This is a genomic window from Streptomyces sp. NBC_00038 (assembly GCF_026343635.1).
Taxonomy (GTDB): domain Bacteria; phylum Actinomycetota; class Actinomycetes; order Streptomycetales; family Streptomycetaceae; genus Streptomyces.
In genome coordinates this window covers 5,738,801-5,758,051 of sequence record NZ_JAPELQ010000001.1, presented here as the reverse complement: position 1 = coordinate 5,758,051, position 19,251 = coordinate 5,738,801, and the positions used below count along the sequence as shown (strand labels likewise).

The following is a 19,251-nucleotide window of genomic DNA, read 5'->3' as shown; positions in this document are numbered from 1 at the left end:
GTGGGCTGTTCGCCCACAGCAGAATTGCGACGTACAACCACCCGCCCAGCCCCCTTGGCCTGTGCTCTCACCGGCGTTTTGGACACTCGGCCAGCCTAAAGCCCGGCACTGACATCCGCCCCGGACCCAGGAGATCAGCCCCCAATTGGCCCCCTGCCGCACTGCCCGGGACACCAGTGCGGCAGACTTGTGACTGATCACACTGTTTGGACCGTCCGGCAAGATGGGGAACACGGTCCCCTGGTACCAAGGGGGAGCAAGATCCCCTGAGCAGGTCGACAAGGAGAGAACTCGTGGACGACGTTCTGCGGCGCGCCCCGCTCTTCGCGGCGCTCGATGACGAGCAGGCCGCGGAGCTCCGCGCCTCCATGAGTGAGGTGACCCTCGCTCGCGGCGACGCTCTTTTCCATGAGGGCGACCCCGGGGACCGCCTCTACGTGGTCACCGAGGGCAAGGTGAAGCTCCACCGCACCTCACCCGACGGCCGCGAGAACATGCTGGCGGTCCTGGGCCCCGGTGAGCTCATCGGCGAGCTGTCGCTGTTCGACCCGGGTCCGCGCACGGCCACGGCCTCCGCGCTGACCGAGGTCAAGCTGCTCGGCCTCGGCCACGGCGACCTCCAGCCCTGGCTGAACGCGCGGCCCGAGGTGGCCGCCGCCCTGCTGCGCGCCGTCGCCCGGCGCCTGCGCAAGACCAACGACCAGATGTCCGACCTGGTCTTCTCGGACGTCCCTGGCCGCGTCGCCCGCGCCCTCCTGGACCTCTCCCGCCGCTTCGGCGTGCAGTCCGAAGAGGGCATCCACGTCGTGCACGACCTCACGCAGGAGGAGCTGGCCCAGCTGGTCGGCGCGTCCCGCGAGACGGTCAACAAGGCCCTCGCCGACTTCGCGGGCCGCGGCTGGCTCCGCCTGGAGGCGCGTGCCGTGATCCTGCTGGACGTGGAGCGGCTCGCGAAGCGTTCGCGCTAGCACCAGCACTGCTCGTACGACTTCTTCTTACTGAAGGGCCCTGCCTCACGGTGGGGCCCTTCAGGTATCACCGGGTGGGGATCCAAGGGGTGGGGATGTACGAGGACAGAGTGCTGGAGTCGTTCTGGGGCGGGGAGACGAAGGGACCCTGGTGGCGGCGGGGCCCGGCCACCGCGCCGAGGCTGTGGAAGTACCCGCGGGAGAAGGGGAACCCGGGCGCACCGCTGGGCACCTGGGCGGCGGAAGGGACCCTCGCCCTGGCCCGCTTAGACCGGGTGGAGGCGTACGGCCTGACGACAGGTGCCCGGCTGTGGACCTGGCAGCCGCCCGACGGCCAGGTGATCGCCCACGTCTCGCCGGACGCGCCGGACGGCGTAGGCGTCGTACTGCACCACGCCGCCGGGGACGACGCCACGGAGCACCCCCACCACGCCGTCGCGGACAGAACCACGGAGCACGTCCACCTCACCGGGCTGGACCTCGGCACGGGCGCGGTGGTCTGGACGCGTGCGCAGCGCGCCGACGAGCTGGGATCCGTCGGCGCGGACGCGCCCGAGGTGGCGCTCGGCGGCGGCCGCATCGCAACCGTCCGGACCCGCGGCGGGAACACGCCGCCCATGGTCCGCGTGCTCGACGCGCGCACCGGTGCTCTCCAATGGGAGCGACCGCTCCCCGAGGGCTGGGGCGACGCCTCCGTCCTGACGGCCGAGCCGGTCGTCGTGTCCACCGTCGGACACGGCGGACCCGCAACCCGTCCCGCTCCCCGCCGGCTCTACGTGGTGAGCGAGAACGCTGAGCTGGCGATCAGCCTTCGCCGGCTGTACAAGGAGCCGCCGCCGAACGAAGTACCCCCCTCGTACGAGGAGTTCGGGGCGCACCCGGCGATCGTCGGCGACACGATCGCCGTCGAACTCGTCTCGCCCCAGCCGGACGACCAGGAGCACTCGGGAAGCCGGATCCGGGCGTTCTCCACGACCACGGGCGACCTCCGCTGGGTCTGGCACAGCACGTACGGCCGCACGGTCTTCCCGCTCGCGCACCGGGGCTACCTCGTGGTCCTGAACGGCTACGGCGACCACGCGACGGTGCTCGACCCCGCCGACGGCCGGGTCGTGGCCGAACGCGCCCTGCCCGGCTACAGCTTCCAGGCGCACCTCGCCGCCTCCGGGGACAGCCTCGCCGTGATCTGCACAGCGCCGCGCACCCTCCAGCGCCTGCGGGTCTTCCGCTGGAAATGACCTGACGGCGTCGCGTCGCCGTTGCACAGTGGTGCCATGCAGAACAAGGGGCTCGACGCCCAGGGCTACATCGCGCCCGAGGGCGCCCTCGGGCGCGTCCCGCGGGAGTTCCGGCCCGTGGTGGCCATGGCGCGGGACCGGGTCCTCGACGTCTTCGGGGCGCGGCTCGACAGCGCGTACCTCTACGGGTCGATTCCGCGCGGCAACGCGCGCGTGGGGCGCAGCGATCTCGATCTGCTGCTCGTGCTGCGCGAGGAGCCCACCGAGGAGGACCGTGCGGACGCCCGCTCCCTCGACGAGGCGCTGGACAAGGAGTTCGCGCAGATCGACGGGGCCGGAACGCTCCTGGTCGGCCGTACGCGGCTGCTGAGCGAACTGGAGACGTACGACCTCGGCTGGTTCGTCGCCTGCCTCTGTACGCGCCTCCTGGGCGAGGATCTGGCCGAGTACCTGCCGCGCTACCGCCCCGACTCCCTCCTCGCCCGCGAGACGAACGGCGACCTCGCGCTGTTCCTGCCGCGCTGGCGCTCGCGGATCGCCGATGCCGCCGACACGGAGGAGGCCCGGCGCCCGCTGGTGCGCTTCATGTCACGCCATCTCGTACGGACCGGGTTCACGCTCGTCATGCCGCGCTGGAACGGCTGGACCAGCGACCTGCGGGAGATGGCCGAGGCGTTCGCCGCGTACTACCCGGAGCGGGGCGACCGGATGCGGGAGGCGGCCGCCCTCGGCTACGAGCCCAGCGGCGACCTCACCGTCCTGAGGTCGTACGTCGACGACCTCGGGCCGTGGCTCGCCGAGGAGTACGCGCGCGTGCATGGCGTCAAGGCTCCGAGGCCGGGCGAGGGAGCGTAGGGCCTGATCGACCGGACGGGCCCTAGATGAGCCCGTGCTCCCGCAGGTAGTCCAGCTGGGCGCGCACCGACAGCTCGGCCGCGGGCCACAGGGAGCGGTCCACGTCCGCGTACACGTGGACGACGACCTCGGACGGGGTCCGGTGACCGCTCTCGACCGCCGTCTCGATCTGGGCGAGGCGGTGGGCGCGGTGGGCGAGGTAGAACTCGACCGCGCCCTGGGCGTCTTCGAGGACGGGTCCGTGGCCCGGCAGGACGGTGTGGACACCGTCGTCGACCGTGAGGGACCTCAGGCGCCTCAGGGAGTCCAGATAGTCGCCCAGGCGGCCGTCGGGGTGGGCCACCAGGGTCGTACCGCGGCCGAGGACGGTGTCCCCGGTCAGGACCGCCTGATCGGCCGGGAGATGGAAGCACAGCGAGTCGGAGGTGTGGCCGGGGGTGGACACCACGCGCAGCTCCAGGCCACCGGTGGTGATCACCTCCCCCGCACCCAGCCCCTCGTCCCCGAGCCGCAGCGCCGGATCCAGCGCCCGCACCTTGGTGCCCGTCAGCGCGGCGAACCACGCGGCGCCCTCGGCGTGATCGGGGTGTCCGTGCGTGAGCAGGGTCAGCGCGATCCGCTTGCCGGCCTTCTCGGCCGTGTCCACGACATTCCGCAGATGTACGTCGTCCAGGGGCCCCGGGTCGATCACCACCGCGAGCTCGGAATCCGGCTCGGCCAGGATCCAGGTGTTCGTGCCGTCCAGGGTCATCGCGGACGCGTTGGGGGCCAGGACGTTGACGGCTCGCAGGGTGGCGGGGCCCGAGAGCACCCCGCCCCTCGGCTGGCCGGGGAGGGCTGCTGCGTCGGTCATGCGGAGGCTCCACCGGTCGGGATGTGCTTGGTGAACTCGTCGTGGCCGGGCCAGGAGAGCACCACTTCGCCGTTCTCCAGGCGGGCCTTGGCCAGGACGGGGGTCAGGTCGCGGTCGGGCGCTGCGGCGAGGGCGTCGGCGGCGGTGTCGTACGCGGTGAGCTGGCGCAGGGTCGCGATGGTCGGCGGCATCATCAGCAGCTCACCCTTGTCGTACGAGGCTGCCGCGTCCGCCGGGTTGATCCACACCGTGCGGTCGGCCTCAGTGGAGGCGTTGCGGGTGCGCTGGCCCTGAGGGAGGGCGGCCACGAAGAACCACGTGTCGTAGCGGCGGGTCTCGAACTCCGGGGTGATCCAGCGGGCCCAGGCGCCCAGGAGGTCCGACCTGAGGACGAGTCCCCGGCGGTCCAGGAACTCCGCGAAGGAGAAGTCGCGGGCGACCAGGGCGGCGCGGTCCGCCTCCCACTCCTCGCCCGTGGTGTCGCCGACGACCGTGTCAGGGGTGGGGCCGGCGAGGAGGACGCCTGCCTCCTCGTACGTCTCGCGGACCGCGGCGCAGACGACGGCCTGGGCGGAGGTCTCGTCGCCGCCGAGCCTTTTCGCCCACCACGCGCGCGTGGGGCCCGCCCAGCGGATGTGGTGCTCGTCGTCGCGCGGGTCTACGCCGCCGCCCGGATACGCGTACGCGCCTCCGGCGAAGGCCATGGAGGCGCGTCTGCGCAGCATGTGCACGGTGGGGGCGGGCCCGTCCTTGAGCAGCATCACCGTGGCCGCCCGCTTCGGGGTGACCGGGGTGAGGGTGCCCTCCGCGAGCGCGCGGATGCGGTCGGGCCACTCCGGGGGGAACCACTGCCCATTCGCCATGGGCGGAGGCTATCCCGAGCCGGGCGGATGTTCGAGGGGCCCGGATGGTTACCGCACCCTGCCCCGGACCAGGCTGGGAACAGTTTTCGCCCCCTCCGCCCCTACCCGTCCCATCCTCCGGGGCTTCGCCCCGGACCCCGCCGGGTCGCCCTTTGACTGCGGGTCGGTGGGGGCTGGTCGCGCAGTTCCCCGCGCTCCTGACGGGGCGCGCCTACGCGGCCGTCAGTTCCACCATGATCTCGACCTCCACCGGCGCGTCCAGTGGGAGGACCGCCACGCCGACCGCGCTTCGGGCGTGGACGCCCTTGTCGCCGAGGACGGCGCCGAGGAGTTCGCTGGCTCCGTTGAGGACGGCGGGCTGGCCGGTGAAGTCGGAGGCGGAGGCGACGAAGCCGGTGACCTTCACGACACGCGCGATGCGGTCCAGGTCACCCGCGACGGACTTGACCGCGGCGAGCGCGTTCAGGGCGCAGGTGCGGGCCAGGTCCCTGGCTTCCTCGGGCGTGACCTCCGCGCCCACCTTGCCGGTGAGCGGAAGCTTGCCTTCCACGATCGGGAGCTGGCCCGCGGTGTAGACGTACACGCCGGACTGCACGGCAGGCTGGTACGCGGCCAGCGGCGGGACGACCTCGGGCAGTGTCAGCCCGAGTTCCGCCAGTTTGGCCTCGATGGCGCCACTCATGCCTTCTCCCGCTTCAGGTAGGCCACCAGCTGCTCGGGGTTGTTCGGCCCGGGCACGACCTGGACGAGCTCCCAGCCGTCCTCGCCCCAGGTGTCCAGAATCTGCTTCGTGGCGTGGACGAGCAGAGGCACGGTTGCGTATTCCCACTTGGTCATGTCGCCGACTGTAGCCGTTGCCGGGCACGGCCTTTCGCGGGTGTCGTCCGAGGCCTCGCGCACACGTTGTCCACAGCCTCCTGCGTAGTACGGCGGCCGACTGGTTAGGCTCGAATACGTGAGCAGGCTCCAGGTCGTCAGCGGCAAGGGCGGTACCGGCAAGACCACGGTAGCCGCCGCCCTCGCGCTCGCCCTCGCGACGGAGGGCAAGCGCGCCCTCCTCGTCGAGGTCGAGGGCAGACAGGGCATCGCGCAGCTCTTCGAGACAGAAGCGCTGCCCTACGGGGAGCGGAAAATCGCCGTCGCTCCCGGGGGCGGGGAGGTGTACGCCCTCGCCATCGACCCCGAACTGGCCCTTCTGGACTACCTCCAGATGTTCTACAAGCTGGGCAGCGCCGGCCGCGCCCTGAAGAAGCTCGGTGCCATCGACTTCGCGACGACCATCGCGCCGGGTCTGCGGGACGTGCTCCTGACCGGCAAGGCGTGCGAGGCCGTACGCCGCAAGGACAAGAGCGGGCGGTTCGCGTACGACTACGTGGTCATGGACGCGCCGCCGACGGGGCGGATCACCCGCTTCCTGAACGTCAACGACGAGGTGGCGGGCCTCGCGAAGATCGGCCCGATACACAATCAGGCACAGGCCGTCATGCGCGTCCTCAAGTCCAAGGAGACGGCCGTTCACCTGGTGACGCTCCTGGAGGAGATGCCCGTACAGGAGACCGCGGACGGCATCGCCGAACTGCGGGCCGCGAAGCTGCCGGTGGGGCGGATCATCATGAACATGGTGCGGCCCGCGCTGCTCGACGACGCCGATCTGGAGCTCACGGCCGCCGCTCCCCGTACCGCCATCGCCAAGTCGCTCTCCGCGGCCGGACTGGGCGGCGCCCGCCGTGGCGGGCTCGCCGAGCGGCTGGTGGACCCGCTGCTCGAGCAGGCCGCCGAGTACGCCGAGCGGCACACCCTGGAGCGCGAGCAGCGGGCCGTGCTCACGGAGCAGGGCCTGCCGCTGCACGAACTCCCGTTGCTCGCCGAGGGAATGGATCTGGCGGGCCTGTACCAACTCGCCAAGGAACTGCGTCAGCAAGGGATCTCATGAGTTCGGACCCGGCCCGCGCACACGACTCCGCCCGCGCACAGGAATCCGCCCACGCGCAGGATTCCGCTCGCGGGCTGGACGCGGCGCGCCCCCTGGACGTCGATCCGCTGATCGACGACCCGAAGACCCGCATCGTGGTGTGCTGCGGCTCGGGCGGCGTCGGCAAGACGACCACGGCGGCGGCGCTGGGGCTGCGCGCCGCCGAACGCGGCCGCAAGGTCGTCGTGCTCACCATCGACCCGGCGCGCCGCCTCGCCCAGTCCATGGGCATCGACTCCCTGGACAACACCCCACGCCGGGTGAAGGGCGTCGAGGGGGACGGCGAACTGCACGCCATGATGCTCGACATGAAGCGCACCTTCGACGAGATCGTCGAGGCGCACGCGGACCGCGAGCGGGCGGCGGCGATCCTGAACAACCCCTTCTACCAGTCGCTTTCGGCGGGCTTCGCGGGCACGCAGGAGTACATGGCGATGGAGAAGCTCGGGCAGCTGCGGGCACGGGAGGAATGGGACCTGATCGTCGTCGACACGCCGCCGTCCCGCTCGGCCCTGGACTTCCTCGACGCGCCCAAGCGGCTCGGGTCCTTCCTGGACGGACGGCTGATCCGGCTGCTGACGGCGCCGGCGAAGCTGGGCGGCCGGGCGGGAATGAAGTTCCTGAACGTCGGGATGTCGCTGATGACCGGCACCCTGGGGAAGCTCCTCGGCGGGCAACTCCTCAAGGACGTACAGACCTTCGTCTCCGCGATGGACACGACCTTCGGCGGGTTCCGTACGCGCGCGGACGCCACGTACAAGCTGCTCCAGGCACCCGGCACGGCCTTCCTGGTGGTGGCGGCCCCGGAGCGGGACGCGCTGCGCGAGGCCGCGTACTTCGTGGAGCGGTTGGCAGCCGAGGACATGCCGTTCGCCGGTCTGGTGCTCAACCGGGTGCACGGCAGCGGCGCCGCTCAGCTGTCGGCCGAGCGGGCACTCGCCGCCGCGGAAAACCTCGGACTCGACGCCGCGGAGGACCGTGATCTGGAAGCCGCGGAAAATCTTGCCGAGGGTCGCATTGTGGATCAGGGGGACGGGAAGGCTGGACTTCGTAACTCTCCCGACACGTACGACAGTTCAGAATCTCCCGCTTCCGAGGCACCAGCTCCCGACACCTCCGACGATCCCGCCGAAGGCTCCCCCGCCGCCACGGACAGGACCGTTGCCACGAACGGGAACCGGACCACAGACACCGGCCGTACCGTCGAGCAACTCACCGCAGGCCTGCTGAGGTTGCACGCCGAGCGCATGCAGCTGCTCTCCCGCGAGCAGCGCACGCGTGACCGCTTCGCCGCCCTCCACCCCGAGGTGGCGGTGGCCGAAGTGGCGGCGCTGCCCGGCGACGTACACGACCTGGCAGGGCTGCGGGACATCGGGAACCGGCTCGCGGCCGGTCGACCGGAGCTGCCCGAAGCCGGCGCCTGACGCGGCGCCTTCGATCGCCTGCGGGGCCATGACCTGCACAGCCGTGGCCATGACCAACAGGGACTGCTGCGGGGACTGAGGGAAACGCCCTCAGCCCACCGCCAAGTAGCGCTCGTACACCTCTTCCTCATCAAGAGGCAGCAGGCCCGCACCGCGTTCGTACTCCGTACGCGCGGTCTCGAGCAGATGACGCCAAGAGGTGACGGTGGGCCGCCGGCGCAACAGTGCGCGGCGCTCCCGCTCGGTCATGCCACCCCACACGCCGAATTCGACGCGGTTGTCGAGCGCATCGGCGAGGCACTCCGTGCGCACCGGACATCCGGTGCACACTGCCTTCGCCCGGTTCTGCGCTGCTCCTTGAACGAACAGTTCATCCGGATCGGTAGTGCGGCAGGCCGCCTGCGCACTCCAGTCGGTTACCCAGCCCATACCGGCGCCGTCCTCTCCCGAATCGAGGCTCCCCCACGGCGGCAGCGGCATATTCACCGCCGCCAGTTGAGGACGTTACGGAAGGTGGGCACAGCGCAACACCCCCTTCGGGCCCAATCTTGAATGGCCCGAACGGACTATGCGTAAGCGGCAGATCACCCGGGGGAGTGACCTGAGGACATACGTGAGTATCCCGGCAAACCGGGACAGTTCAGTTGAGTCACAACGGACGCCGGGTGACACACAAGGCGGATTCGGACACGCCCCCAACAAAAATTTAGGGAACCTCCGGAACGATTCGGGGTCGCCGGACGTATTGATACGTAGCCGCACTGCTGTGACAGTTGAGAGCAGCTTAGGCCAAGGCCTATACGCGTGTCCGGCGATTGAGAACGTAGGCTGCCCTCATGCCAAAGAAGCGCTCGGGCGGTGGTCTGTCGCCATTCCAGCAGGCCGCCAAGTTCCTCGGTGTCAGCGTGCTCGCGGGAGCGGTCATGGCCGGAATCGCGCTGCCCGCGGCAGGCGCGCTCGGTCTCGCGGCCAAGGGTTCGGTCCAGAGTTTCGACGAGATTCCGGACAACCTGAAGAGCCCGCAGCTGAGTCAGCGGACCACGATCCTGGACAGCGAAGGCGGTCAGATCGCCACCGTCTACTCGCGTGACCGCACCGTGGTCGACCTCAAGGACATCTCGCCGTACATGCAGAAGGCGATCGTCGCGATCGAGGACTCACGCTTCTACGAGCACGGCGCGGTCGACCTGAAGGGCGTCCTGCGCGCCCTCAACCAGAACGCGCAGAGCGGCGGAGTGTCCCAGGGCGCCTCCACCCTCACCCAGCAGCTGGTGAAGAACTACTTCGTCGAAGAGGCCGGCGACGACCCGACGAAGGTCGCCCAGGCCACCCAGCAGACCCTCGGCCGCAAGATCCGCGAGCTCAAGTACGCGATCCAGCTCGAGGAGAAGCTCGGCAAGAAGAAGATCCTCGAGAACTACCTGAACATCACGTTCTTCGGCGAGCAGGCGTACGGCATCGAGGCCGCGGCCCAGCGCTACTTCTCCAAGCCCGCCAAGGAGCTGAACCTCCAGGAGTCGGCGCTGCTCGCGGGCATCGTCCAGTCGCCCAGCCGGTACGACCCGGTCAACGACGAGGCGGAGGCCACCAAGCGCCGCAACACCGTCCTGCAGCGCATGGCCGAGACGAACGACATCTCGCAGGCGGAAGCCAACAAGGCCATGAAGACGCCGCTCGGCCTGAAGGTCAGCAAGCCGAACAACGGCTGCATCACGGCGGTCGAGGGCGCGGCCTTCTTCTGCAAGTACGTGGAGAAGGTCTTCCTCAGCGACCCGGTCTTCGGCGAGACCAAGGAGGAGCGGGCGAAGATCTGGAACCAGGGCGGCCTGACGATCCGTACGACGCTCGACCCGCAGGCACAGGAATCGGTGCAGGCCTCGCTCAAGGACCACGTCAACCAGACGGACAAGGTCACCGCGGCGGCCACCCTGGTCGAACCGGGCACGGGCAAGATCGTCGGCATGGGCCAGGCGACGCCGTACGGCTACGGCAAGAACGAGACCGAGTACAACTACTCGGTCAACTACGCCATGGGCGGCTCGAACTTCGGCTTCCCGACCGGTTCCACCTTCAAGCCGTTCGTGGCCGCGGCCGCCCTGGAGGAGGGCAAGCCCGCGACCCAGGAGTACGCGTCGCCGTACGAGATGGACTACCCGAGCCCCGTTCAGCGGTGCGGCACCGATCCGTACGTCAACACGCAGGGCGACACGGTGGAGAACGAGGCCGAGTCCGAGGTCGGGCCGTACCAGCTGAAGGAGGCGATGGCCAAGTCGGTCAACACCTACTTCGTGCAGATGATCTCCGACATCGGCCTGTGCCCCGTGGTCGACATGACCGACAAGCTGCACGTCACACAGGGCAACGGCGAGAAGCTGCCGGAGAGCCCGTCCATCGCGCTGGGCGCCGTGGGCCTCTCGCCGCTGACGATGGCCACCGCGTACGCCTCCTTCGCCGCCCGGGGCATGTACTGCACCCCGGTCGCCATCGAGTCGATCACGCAGAAGGTCGGCAACGAGCAGAAGTCCCTCGACGTGCCGAAGTCCACGTGCTCGCGGGCGATGTCCGAGAAGACCGCGGACACCGTCAACACCCTCCTGAGCGGCGTGATCGACTCCGGTACGGGTCAGGCCGCCGGCCTCACCGACCGCGCCAACGCCGGTAAGACGGGTACGACCGACTCCCGCAAGAACGCCTGGTTCGTCGGCTACACGCCGAACCTCGCCGGCGCGGTCTGGGTCGGCAGCGCCACGCAGAAGGTCGAGATGGAGAACATCACGATCGGCGGCGTCTGGCACGAGAAGGTCTACGGCGGTCAGGTGCCGGGTCCCATCTGGAAGGACGCGATGACCGGCGCCCTCGACGGCAAGGACTCCCCGTCCTTCAACCTCGTCAACATCCCCGACCCCGAGAAGGACAAGGGCAAGGGCAACGACGACGGGGACAACGGGGACGACGGGAACGGCAACGGGAACAACGGCGGTCTGATCGACGGCGGCCTCACGACCGGCGGCACCACGACCGGCGGCACGCCGACGCCCACCATCTCCCTCCCGGAGGGCTTCATCCAGGGGCAGAGCGACGGTGGCAACGGGAACGGTGGGCGGGACTAGGGTCTGTCCGGCTCGTTCCTGCGGGAACCGGGTCCTGCTCGATGCTCGAAGTCCGATACGGCGGTGGGGGCGCCCCTTGTGACAAGGGGCGCCCCCACCGGCGTACGTGGTGGACGGGCCGTTCAGGCGTCCGTCCAGCTGCCCGTTCAGCCGCCCGCGAGCAGTTGCTTGACCACGGCGGCAACGCGGCCGCCCTCCGCCAGGCCGGCCACCTTCGGGTTCACGATCTTCATGACCTGGCCCATCGCACGCGGCCCCTCGGCGCCCGCCGACTTCGCCTCCTCGACGGCCTGGGCGACGATCTGCCGGAGCTCGTCGTCGGACAGCTGCTTGGGCAGGTACGTGGCGAGGATCTCGCCCTCCGCCTTCTCTCGCTCGGCCGACTCGGGCCGCCCGCCCTTCGCGAAGGCGTCCGCGGCCTCGCGGCGCTTCTTCGCCTCGCGGGTGATCACCTTCTGCACTTCGTCGTCGGAGAGTTCGCGCTTCGTCTTGCCCGCGACCTCCTCGTTGGTGATCGCGGAGAGGGTCAGCCGGAGCGTCGAGGAGCGGAGCTCGTCGCGCTCCTTGATGGCGGCGTTGAGGTCTTCCTTGAGCTTCGACTTAAGGGTGGTCATGCCGTCGATTGTCGCAGGTGTGGGGAGACCGCCGCCCGTTGATTTCAGGGGGCGTTCGTCGTGCGCCCGAGGTTGTCCACAGGCGGGCACGGCGGGTTGCCGGGGTCTGACACGATGGGCGTATGCGCGCGCGATACGGAGTACCCCTGGGAATCACGGCGGTCGGCGCCGCCGGTCTGTTGTACGCGGCGGGTTTCGAGACCCGTTCCTTCCGGCTGCGACGGGTGACGGTGCCGGTGCTGCCGCCCGGCATGCGGCCGTTGCGCGTTCTCCAGGTCTCCGACATCCACATGGTGAGCGGCCAGCGCAAGAAGCAGCGCTGGCTGCGCTCGCTGGCCGGCCTGCGCCCCGACTTCGTCATCAACACCGGGGACAATCTCTCCGACCCGGAGGGCGTGCCCGAGGTACTGGACGCGCTGGGTCCGCTGATGGAGTTCCCGGGGGCGTACGTCTTCGGGTCGAACGACTACTACGGCCCCACACTCCGCAACCCCGCCCGGTACCTGTTCGAGAAGGCCCAGGGCAAGCACGGTCTGAACGGCAACAAGCCAGTCGTCGGCGCCGTCCACAACCCGTGGGAGGAGCTGCGCGACGGCTTCGACACGGCGGGCTGGCTGAACCTGACGAACACCCGCGGTGAGCTGAAGATCGAGGGCGCCTCCGTGGAGCTGACCGGCCTCGACGATCCGCACATCAAGCGGGACCGGTACGCCCGTGTGGCCGGCGGTCCCTCGGAGTCGGCCGACTTCTCGATGGGCGTGGTCCACGCCCCGTACCTGCGCGCGCTCGACGCGTTCACCGCGGACGGCTACCCGCTGATACTGGCCGGCCACACCCACGGCGGGCAGCTCTGCCTCCCCTTCTACGGCGCCTTCGTCACCAACTGCGACCTGGACACGGACCGCGTGAAGGGCCTGTCCACGCATACGGCGGAGGGGCGGACGTCGTACATGCACGTGTCGGCGGGGTGTGGGGCCAGCCGGTACACACCGGTGCGGTTCGCTTGCCCGCCGGAGGCTTCGTTGCTGACGTTGGTGGGGCGGGGGTAGCGGGGCGGGACGGGTCAATTCCGGCGTAACCCGCCCGGGTGACCCGTATCGCCCGGTTTGTCGATCCGTCTTAGCGTGGGGCCATGATCGCCCCGATACCCAAGGACATACCCGACCTCCCCGCGATACCGGGTATCCCCCCGCCGCCTCCCTCCGTCGTCCCCGCGACGGCCGTGGTGGCCCGCGCACGCCGCCCGGTGGCGGCGGCCTTCCGCGTCCTCGTGGCCCTCGCGGCAGCGGCGGGCGTGGCCATCGACCTGATGCTGGGCAACCCGGCCCGCGTGCTCAGCTACTTCACGATCCAGAGCAGCCTGCTCGTGGCGTTGGTCTTCGCCGCCTCGGCCTGGCGGGCGTGGGCGGCTCGTCGGCCACTGCCCGGCGCGGTGACGGGCGGCACCCTGCTCTACATCTCGATCACGGGCCTCGTCTACCACCTGATCCTGGCGAAACAAGCCGGCGTCTTCTCCATGACGGGGGACGTCGCGCCGCCCACCGGCTGGCAGGCGGTGGCCAACAACCTCCTCCACACGGTGGTACCGATCGCGGTCGCGGCCGACTGGCTCCTGCTCACCCGCCCCGCCCCGCTGGCCCTCCGCCACGCGGCCCCCTGGCTCCTGTATCCCCTCGCCTACCTGGCCTTCTCCCTGGCCCGCGGTGCGATGCTGTCGCCGGGCACCCCGGCGCGCTACCTCTACCCCTTCATGGACGTCGACCAGCACGGCTACCCCGGCGTCCTCGCCAACGCACTGCTCCTCGGCCTCGCCTTCTACGCCCTCGCCCTCCTCCTCGTCGCCCTCGACCACATCCGCCCCGACCCGGTCCGCCGCCGCGTCAGACGCCCCGAAAACCGGATTTCGTCTCCGGCCACCGGTGGGCTAAAGTAAACGACGTCGCCGCCAAGGCAGCGACAATCGGGGTGTAGCGCAGCTTGGCAGCGCGCTTCGTTCGGGACGAAGAGGTCGTGGGTTCAAATCCCGCCACCCCGACAGCTAAATTGCAGGTCAGGCCCGGTGCTGATACTTCAGCGCCGGGCCTGCCTCGTTCTCCAGGGGCTCTCTGGAGAAATCCTGGAGAAGATCTTGGAATCTGTCTCCAGATTGGCGCCCGCTAGCGGGCTTTCAGCAACGCGTCCAGAGCGGTCACGGGCGAGCTGAGACTCACGGTCCGGCGCGCGTCCAACGCTTCCTCCCACATCCCGGTGAGCGCAGTCATCAGCGCCTGCCGCATCCCTGGCGTGATGTGGTCATAGCGCGACTGGACGGAGCCGTCCTCATGGCCCATGCGTTCGTCCATGAGCTTTGGCGGGGTCCCCACTTCCCTCATCAGGGTCTTGTGCGTGTGGCGCAAGCCGTGCGGAGTAAGCCCCGGGGCGATCGGCACCCAGCACGCCTCAGCCCGCTTCGAGGCCCCTCGCCCGGGATACCGCCCTGTCGCGGCAGGTCGAAGGAGCCACGTGGCGAAACCGGAGCGCCGCCAGTGAGCAGCCAACTCCCCCGATGCAGCGTTGCGGATGTACCCGAGATCGGTGACGGCTTCCAGCACCTTCAGGCGAGTCGGCTCTGCCACGGCATCCGGGCGGTTGAGGACGTTGGAGACGGTGCCGGTCGATACGCCGGAGCGGCGCGCCACGTCGACTAGCTTCGCCCCGGGGTTCTTGAGCACCTAGTGCTGGCCGATTCGCCGATCGTCTTCGACGGCCCCGAGGGCTACAACGTGATCAGTGACCTACGAGTGGAAGATGTATTGCCTGACCTGCGGGCCGAGGTCGAGAATCACCAGACTCACACCCCAGGGCACAGGGAGGCGCTACAGCGCTTCGTACTTGCTCAGCGGCAGCTCCGAAACACGCCAGGGGGCTACTGGGTGGCCGCTGCCCACCCAGACGCGGCACAACACGCCCTGACCGGCACTACACCGATGAAAGGCGTCCGGTCGGCTGCTGTGATGTCGGACGGTGTGTCGAGGCTGGTCACGGAATACGGCATGGCGACCTGGTCCGATGTCTTCGCCACGCTTCAGACCGGAGGGCCACGCAAGCTGATTGAGACCGTGCGGAAGGTCGAGGCCACAGATCCCACGGGTCTCCGATGGCCCCGCTACAAGTCTGGAGACGATGCAGCTGTGGCTTACTGCCAGTGGTGAACGTGAGGGGACCGCGTTGCGGCAAAACGGTTCCGGGCTGCGCTCACCACGCGTAGCCTCATTGTGAGAGTCTCAGAAGCTGATGCTTGAGGGGGGATGGCTGAGGCATGCTTGATTTTAATGCCCGCCGTCGCAACAGACTACGAATTCACTTACTGCTACGTAGGGAATTAGTAGGTAGGGCTATTCGGTTTACTCCCCTCCTGGTGGCCTTCTGTTTAGTTGTCGCCGCTGCGCCCTCCAGTATTTCGCTATCGGCACTCTTGGTTTTCATCCTATCTGAGGTGCTATTTAGCGTTAATAGATGGGACCTGAGTTTTCGGATATGGTATCGACCTCGCCATCCGTCAGGTCGGCACGTGACCCTTGCCTCTTTCCTGGATGAAGCCTTCCCGGAAGTGGATTATTCGAGCGGTTACACCATGCGGGACGTGGCTGTGGCCGAACTTTCATTGCGCCTGGAGCTTGATAAAAAGCTAGACCACCGATATCGCTTTCTCTCTTTGCGTGAAGTTCCCCAGGAGGGGCGAGTGGCGTACGCCCGCTTCGTGGCAGAGGACCCCGACGGCTATCGCCGGGCTTTCGCTGAGGCGGAGTTGCAGCTACAGGAGGAGGCGGTCATCGATGGGCTTGCCAGGTTTGCCGAGATCGTCAGAGCGGGTACTGCTGCCGATGGCATTCAGCCAACTGATGCCGTGCAGGCGGCGCGTTATGCCGCCGAAAGTGTGTACGAGGTCTTTCGTCTAATCGGTCCACCTCCTCCTGGAATTGGTAATCTGCCGGTGGGTGGAGGTGGGGGCGTACCCGATTCTGGAGCTGGCGTACCTTCGGGTGGGCGCCGTGGCTGAGCAGAGTGGTGATGGTCTTCTGGGTGACCGTGGGGGTGATGTCGCAGCCACGATGACTGCCTGGGCTGATTTGCCTGCGGCGCATCTAAAAGTTGCTCTCGACTTCTGGAGCGACCAGCTGAAACTTGATGACGGGCATCGGGCCGTTAGGGAGAAAAATCAAAATCGCCTCAACGTGATGGGGATGATTTCAGGGATCGTGCTGTCAGTTGCTTCTATCGGTAGCGCCATCGGTTTCGGGATAGTCCATGACTATTGGATGGCCGGAATTATGGTAAGTCCGAGCGTGTTCGCAACCCTAAAGCTTTTCGTGACGCGCAAGAGTGATAGGGCGGACGTGAGAGCGGCGGGGGCCGCGTTGGGGGCGATTACTCAACCGGGCGGCCCGCAACCTTTGTGATTAGGGCGCCCGCATCCAACAGGTGAGTCTGACGCTCCTCGGTATGTTGCAGGTCGCAATGGCAAGAGTGCATTCGCATGAGGCGCCCTCTATCCAAAAGGAGGGTATGGGTACGTCAGGTTGCCCGTTCTGTGGTGACTGCAAATCTGCTGCCTGCTCTTCTGGTCGGAGAGGAGCCGTACGCTGAGGACAGTCTCAGTTTTAGTCTCGATTGCTGCCCAATCCGTACAGCACACGCTCTTCCATGGACGTCCGGCACGTCGTCTGACCTGCAACGCGAGCTCATTGGCGGACGTCCATGCACTGCGGAACAAGATCGGACAGCTCGTAAAGCGTAGGAATCTGGCTAAGGGACTTGTGAATGGGCCCCGTTTATCTCTCGGTTCTGGCCCCACCTCCCGAGGGTGTGATGACGTATCGAGGTGGGTGATCCGCGGTCCGGTGGAAGGTTCGGTCCGTGTCTCGCTGGGACTGCCGGGCCCGTGCCTGGGTGAAGCGGTAGGAATCGGTGCCGGTCTCGCCACCATCGCCGCAGCGGTCGGCACGATGGCTGGCGCAGGCGTCGGAGTCCACACGCGTGACGCCAACGCCGAGTCAAAGGACTGAGCCGTAACATCAGCAAGCCTCCGGCGTCTGAATCGCCGGGGGTTCTGCCGTGCCCGTACCGTGCATGGGGACGGGACTATTCCTCCCTGGACACGGGCACACCTCCCGCATGTCGACCCCGGGCAACGACGAGCAGCGGCGAGACGAAGACGCCCGTCTGGTGCAGATCGCTATCCACGAAGAGAACATGCTCAATCAGCGGGGCAACCTGTGCCTGGTGGCCCAGTCCCTTCTTGTCGTGGCCTACAGCACCACCGCGACGACTAACAGCACGCATGCGGCGGCTCGCGTGATGGCTGTGTTCGGTATCGCCCTCGCAGTGATCTGGGCTTACTCCGGCTCTCGGCACTACTGGCACAACCGGGTCATTCAGCGGAGGCTCGTTGAACGGTTCCCAGACGTCGCGGAGATCCTGGCCGAGTTCCGTCGCCCCGGGCCCAGCTCAACACTGTTCATCGTCTACGGCATGCCGGCGCTGACCACGGTCATGTGGATCGTGATGCTCGTCATCACGTAGCCGAACTACCCGCGCACGACCGGGACTCGTCCGCCATCTCCGGTGTCCGGGGCCTTCGTTGCGGGTACGGCGCGTGCAACCCAGCCGCGGCCGACACCGGCATTGGGCAGCATCGTCGGCCGGGCGCCCAGGAGTTGGCACAGGCGGTCTAACTGAGCTTGGCAGGCCGCCCGGAACGCAGCCCGCACCATGAACACGACGTCGTCCATGAACGCAGTGTGGCGCGGCAGACGGGAGAGCAGGGCGGGAACCGGCGGATTAGGCGGCTGATCGTCGCTGACGTCGGCGCTCGGCAACGTTCCCCGCGTGGCGCGCGTGGAGCACCCGAACGAACCAGGTGTCAGCCATGTACTCGCGGACCGTCCGCCGGTGCACCTCCTACTTCCGGGACAAGGCCTAAAGCGTGTTGCAGAAGGCCGTGATTAGGGCATCTCCCGTGTATGCGTGGGGTGTTGAGGGCTGATCCGTTGTGGGTGGAGACGTTCACTGGACTGCGGATGAAGCAGTTCGAGCGGCTGCTGAAGGTGGTGCGGGAGCGGGGTGGCGACGGTCCGCGGATCGGGCGACCGTGGTGTCTGCCGCTGGCCGACCGGGTGCTGGTGGTAGCGGTCTACTACCGGACGAACCTGACCATGCGGCAGCTCGCGTCGCTGTTCGGGGTCTCGCCTGCCACGGTGTGCAGGGTCATCCAGCGGCTGCGGCCCCTCCTCGCGCTCGAGCCGGCCTCCCGTCCCGTCGATGCCGCGGACCGGCTGTGGATCGTGGACGGCACGCTCGTCCCGGTCCGCGACCGCAAGGTCGGTGCTTCGAGCCGCAACTACCGGTTCTCCGCAAACGTGCAGGTCATCATCGATGCCGACACCCGCCTGGTCGTGGCCGCCGCCCGCCCGGCCCCGGGCAACAAGGCCGACGCCCACGTGTGGCGCAACTCCGGCCTGCCGGACCGGTGCCAGGGCGTCACCGTGCTCGGCGACGGCGCCTATATCAACACCGGCCTGGTCGTCCCGCACCGCAAACGACCCGGCCGACCACTGCTGGCCGGAGAAGAAGCCGACAATGCGGAGCACCGCCGGGTCCGTGCGCGGGTCGAGCATGCGATCGGCCGGCTGAAGAACTACAAGATCCTCCGCGACTGTCGGCAGCACGGCGAAGGTCTTCACCACGCGGTCCAAGCCGTCGCGCACATGCACAACCTTGCCCTGGCCACGTGATCAGAACAGCCGCGATCGGGCCCTGACCTGCAAAATTACGGCCTTCTGCAACACACTTTAGCGGCGCCTGGCCGTGGCGCTCGATACCGCGCGTGCAGCGGGATCGGCGTGGGCACCATGGACGCCATGGCGAATGAAGAGGACCGGCAAGCAGCACTGCGCCTCAGCGGGCAACCTAGCGAGTTGGGGCGCTCCTACGGACTTGAGCCGCTACGTCCGTGTCTGTACCGCATCACCCGCGGGCGCCTGGGCCACCCCAAGGGCTGGCCCGACCCACCTCAGCTGAGCACTCCATGGCAGGACACGATTTCGCCTACTCGTTCCGGCTGGCGACAGCGAGCGGCCAACCTGCACGGCGAGACTGTGTTTGGGGTCGACTACAAGGTGTGCCGCCGCTGCAAGCTAGCTTGGGTCGAGGAGCCTCACACCGAGCCGGAGTACCAGCGTTGTGGACTCGCCACAGCGGGCCTGGCCGCGCTTCGGACCGACTTTCCGCAGATGGCCTGGCACACCCTCGGTGGGCATTTCAGCGACGCACATGGCTTCTGGAGCTCAGTGAGCGCCGGCGTTCGCGGCGGCTA

General features: G+C 68.3%; 17 protein-coding genes, 1 tRNA gene and 2 pseudogenes. 13 read left to right on the top strand and 7 right to left on the bottom strand.

Annotation, left to right across the window (positions count from 1 at the left end; translation table 11 throughout):
• Positions 1-293 precede the first annotated feature (293 nt).
• The 3 genes from OG219_RS26080 (at position 294) to OG219_RS26070 (ending at position 3,061) form a co-directional block, all read left to right on the top strand.
• Complete coding sequence (locus OG219_RS26080) at positions 294-968, top strand: Crp/Fnr family transcriptional regulator (RefSeq protein ID WP_016642758.1); 675 nt, start codon at positions 294-296, stop codon at positions 966-968.
• A gap of 95 nt (positions 969-1,063) precedes the next feature.
• Complete coding sequence (locus tag OG219_RS26075; protein ID WP_266830292.1) at positions 1,064-2,206, top strand: PQQ-binding-like beta-propeller repeat protein; 1,143 nt, start codon at positions 1,064-1,066, stop codon at positions 2,204-2,206.
• A 36-nt stretch (positions 2,207-2,242) separates the two neighbouring features.
• A complete protein-coding gene (locus OG219_RS26070) occupies positions 2,243-3,061 on the top strand; it encodes a nucleotidyltransferase domain-containing protein (protein WP_266830291.1) in 819 nt (272 codons plus the stop codon).
• A 22-nt stretch (positions 3,062-3,083) separates the two neighbouring features.
• Here OG219_RS26070 and OG219_RS26065 read toward each other — a convergent pair whose 3' ends face one another.
• The 4 genes from OG219_RS26065 to OG219_RS26050 form a co-directional block, all read right to left on the bottom strand.
• Positions 3,084-3,914 carry an MBL fold metallo-hydrolase gene (locus OG219_RS26065; protein ID WP_266830290.1) on the bottom strand — a complete coding sequence of 277 codons (831 nt, stop codon included), beginning with the start codon at positions 3,912-3,914 and terminating at the stop codon, positions 3,084-3,086.
• Positions 3,911-4,777: an NUDIX hydrolase gene (locus tag OG219_RS26060; RefSeq protein WP_266830289.1), complete on the bottom strand. Its 867-nt coding sequence runs from the start codon at positions 4,775-4,777 to the stop codon at positions 3,911-3,913. The genes OG219_RS26065 and OG219_RS26060 overlap by 4 nt, the downstream gene beginning before the upstream one ends.
• Before the next feature lie 211 nt (positions 4,778-4,988).
• The gene (locus OG219_RS26055; protein ID WP_266830288.1) at positions 4,989-5,459 is read right to left on the bottom strand and encodes a RidA family protein; all 471 of its coding nucleotides are present in this window, start codon (positions 5,457-5,459) and stop codon (positions 4,989-4,991) included.
• On the bottom strand, positions 5,456-5,614 hold the full coding sequence (locus tag OG219_RS26050) for a DUF4177 domain-containing protein (protein ID WP_003967454.1): 159 nt from the start codon (positions 5,612-5,614) through the stop codon (positions 5,456-5,458). Before OG219_RS26050 ends, OG219_RS26055 begins: the two co-directional genes overlap by 4 nt.
• A gap of 118 nt (positions 5,615-5,732) precedes the next feature.
• Here OG219_RS26050 and OG219_RS26045 point away from each other — a divergent pair, with 118 nt between their 5' ends.
• Entirely contained in the window at positions 5,733-6,710 is a 978-nt protein-coding gene (locus OG219_RS26045) for an ArsA-related P-loop ATPase (RefSeq protein ID WP_266830287.1), read from the top strand.
• Positions 6,707-8,173 carry an ArsA family ATPase gene (locus tag OG219_RS26040; RefSeq protein WP_266830286.1) on the top strand — a complete coding sequence of 489 codons (1,467 nt, stop codon included), beginning with the start codon at positions 6,707-6,709 and terminating at the stop codon, positions 8,171-8,173. The genes OG219_RS26045 and OG219_RS26040 overlap by 4 nt, the downstream gene beginning before the upstream one ends.
• A gap of 90 nt (positions 8,174-8,263) precedes the next feature.
• On the opposite strand, the gene OG219_RS26035 is transcribed toward OG219_RS26040, so the two are convergent.
• Complete coding sequence (locus OG219_RS26035; protein WP_266463939.1) at positions 8,264-8,602, bottom strand: WhiB family transcriptional regulator; 339 nt, start codon at positions 8,600-8,602, stop codon at positions 8,264-8,266.
• Between the two features lie 407 nt (positions 8,603-9,009).
• On the opposite strand from OG219_RS26035, the gene OG219_RS26030 reads away from it, so the two are divergent.
• Positions 9,010-11,283, top strand: coding sequence for a transglycosylase domain-containing protein (locus OG219_RS26030; protein WP_266830285.1), 2,274 nt, complete (start codon positions 9,010-9,012; stop codon positions 11,281-11,283).
• A 146-nt stretch (positions 11,284-11,429) separates the two neighbouring features.
• Here OG219_RS26030 and OG219_RS26025 read toward each other — a convergent pair whose 3' ends face one another.
• Positions 11,430-11,897, bottom strand: coding sequence for a GatB/YqeY domain-containing protein (locus OG219_RS26025; protein ID WP_266830284.1), 468 nt, complete (start codon positions 11,895-11,897; stop codon positions 11,430-11,432).
• A gap of 122 nt (positions 11,898-12,019) precedes the next feature.
• On the opposite strand from OG219_RS26025, the gene OG219_RS26020 reads away from it, so the two are divergent.
• The 3 genes and pseudogenes from OG219_RS26020 (at position 12,020) to OG219_RS26010 (ending at position 13,932) form a co-directional block, all read left to right on the top strand.
• A complete protein-coding gene (locus tag OG219_RS26020) occupies positions 12,020-12,946 on the top strand; it encodes a metallophosphoesterase (RefSeq protein ID WP_266830283.1) in 927 nt (308 codons plus the stop codon).
• 83 nt (positions 12,947-13,029) lie between these two features.
• Positions 13,030-13,825: pseudogene (locus tag OG219_RS26015) on the top strand (Pr6Pr family membrane protein).
• A 33-nt stretch (positions 13,826-13,858) separates the two neighbouring features.
• Positions 13,859-13,932: transfer RNA gene (locus tag OG219_RS26010), tRNA-Pro, on the top strand.
• A 121-nt stretch (positions 13,933-14,053) separates the two neighbouring features.
• On the opposite strand, the pseudogene OG219_RS26005 reads toward OG219_RS26010, so the two are convergent.
• Positions 14,054-14,596 (bottom strand): annotated as a pseudogene (locus OG219_RS26005) (LacI family DNA-binding transcriptional regulator); the annotation flags it as partial.
• Between the two features lie 851 nt (positions 14,597-15,447).
• Here OG219_RS26005 and OG219_RS26000 point away from each other — a divergent pair.
• The 4 genes from OG219_RS26000 to OG219_RS25985 all read left to right on the top strand — a co-directional run bounded on the left by OG219_RS26000 (position 15,448) and on the right by OG219_RS25985 (position 18,670).
• The gene (locus tag OG219_RS26000) at positions 15,448-15,936 is read left to right on the top strand and encodes a hypothetical protein (RefSeq protein ID WP_266830282.1); all 489 of its coding nucleotides are present in this window, start codon (positions 15,448-15,450) and stop codon (positions 15,934-15,936) included.
• Positions 15,929-16,336, top strand: a complete 408-nt coding sequence (locus OG219_RS25995; RefSeq protein ID WP_266830281.1) for a hypothetical protein — start codon at positions 15,929-15,931, stop codon at positions 16,334-16,336. Before OG219_RS26000 ends, OG219_RS25995 begins: the two co-directional genes overlap by 8 nt.
• 715 nt (positions 16,337-17,051) lie before the next feature.
• Positions 17,052-17,459, top strand: a complete 408-nt coding sequence (locus OG219_RS25990) for a hypothetical protein (protein WP_266830280.1) — start codon at positions 17,052-17,054, stop codon at positions 17,457-17,459.
• Positions 17,460-17,899: 440 nt separating this feature from the next.
• Positions 17,900-18,670, top strand: coding sequence for a transposase family protein (locus tag OG219_RS25985; protein WP_266830279.1), 771 nt, complete (start codon positions 17,900-17,902; stop codon positions 18,668-18,670).
• Positions 18,671-19,251: the final 581 nt, after the last annotated feature.

Coding starts and splice junctions, on each gene's coding strand:
- OG219_RS26040 (WP_266830286.1), top strand. CDS start 6,707: ATGAGTTCGGACCCGGCCCGCGCACACGACTCCGCCCGCGCACAGGAA.
- OG219_RS26025 (WP_266830284.1), bottom strand. CDS start 11,897: ATGACCACCCTTAAGTCGAAGCTCAAGGAAGACCTCAACGCCGCCATC.
- OG219_RS26070 (WP_266830291.1), top strand. CDS start 2,243: ATGCAGAACAAGGGGCTCGACGCCCAGGGCTACATCGCGCCCGAGGGC.
- OG219_RS26075 (WP_266830292.1), top strand. CDS start 1,064: ATGTACGAGGACAGAGTGCTGGAGTCGTTCTGGGGCGGGGAGACGAAG.
- OG219_RS26050 (WP_003967454.1), bottom strand. CDS start 5,614: ATGACCAAGTGGGAATACGCAACCGTGCCTCTGCTCGTCCACGCCACG.
- OG219_RS25990 (WP_266830280.1), top strand. CDS start 17,052: ATGTCGACCCCGGGCAACGACGAGCAGCGGCGAGACGAAGACGCCCGT.
- OG219_RS25985 (WP_266830279.1), top strand. CDS start 17,900: ATGCGTGGGGTGTTGAGGGCTGATCCGTTGTGGGTGGAGACGTTCACT.
- OG219_RS26065 (WP_266830290.1), bottom strand. CDS start 3,914: ATGACCGACGCAGCAGCCCTCCCCGGCCAGCCGAGGGGCGGGGTGCTC.
- OG219_RS26055 (WP_266830288.1), bottom strand. CDS start 5,459: ATGAGTGGCGCCATCGAGGCCAAACTGGCGGAACTCGGGCTGACACTG.
- OG219_RS26035 (WP_266463939.1), bottom strand. CDS start 8,602: ATGGGCTGGGTAACCGACTGGAGTGCGCAGGCGGCCTGCCGCACTACC.
- OG219_RS26030 (WP_266830285.1), top strand. CDS start 9,010: ATGCCAAAGAAGCGCTCGGGCGGTGGTCTGTCGCCATTCCAGCAGGCC.
- OG219_RS26020 (WP_266830283.1), top strand. CDS start 12,020: ATGCGCGCGCGATACGGAGTACCCCTGGGAATCACGGCGGTCGGCGCC.
- OG219_RS26060 (WP_266830289.1), bottom strand. CDS start 4,777: ATGGCGAATGGGCAGTGGTTCCCCCCGGAGTGGCCCGACCGCATCCGC.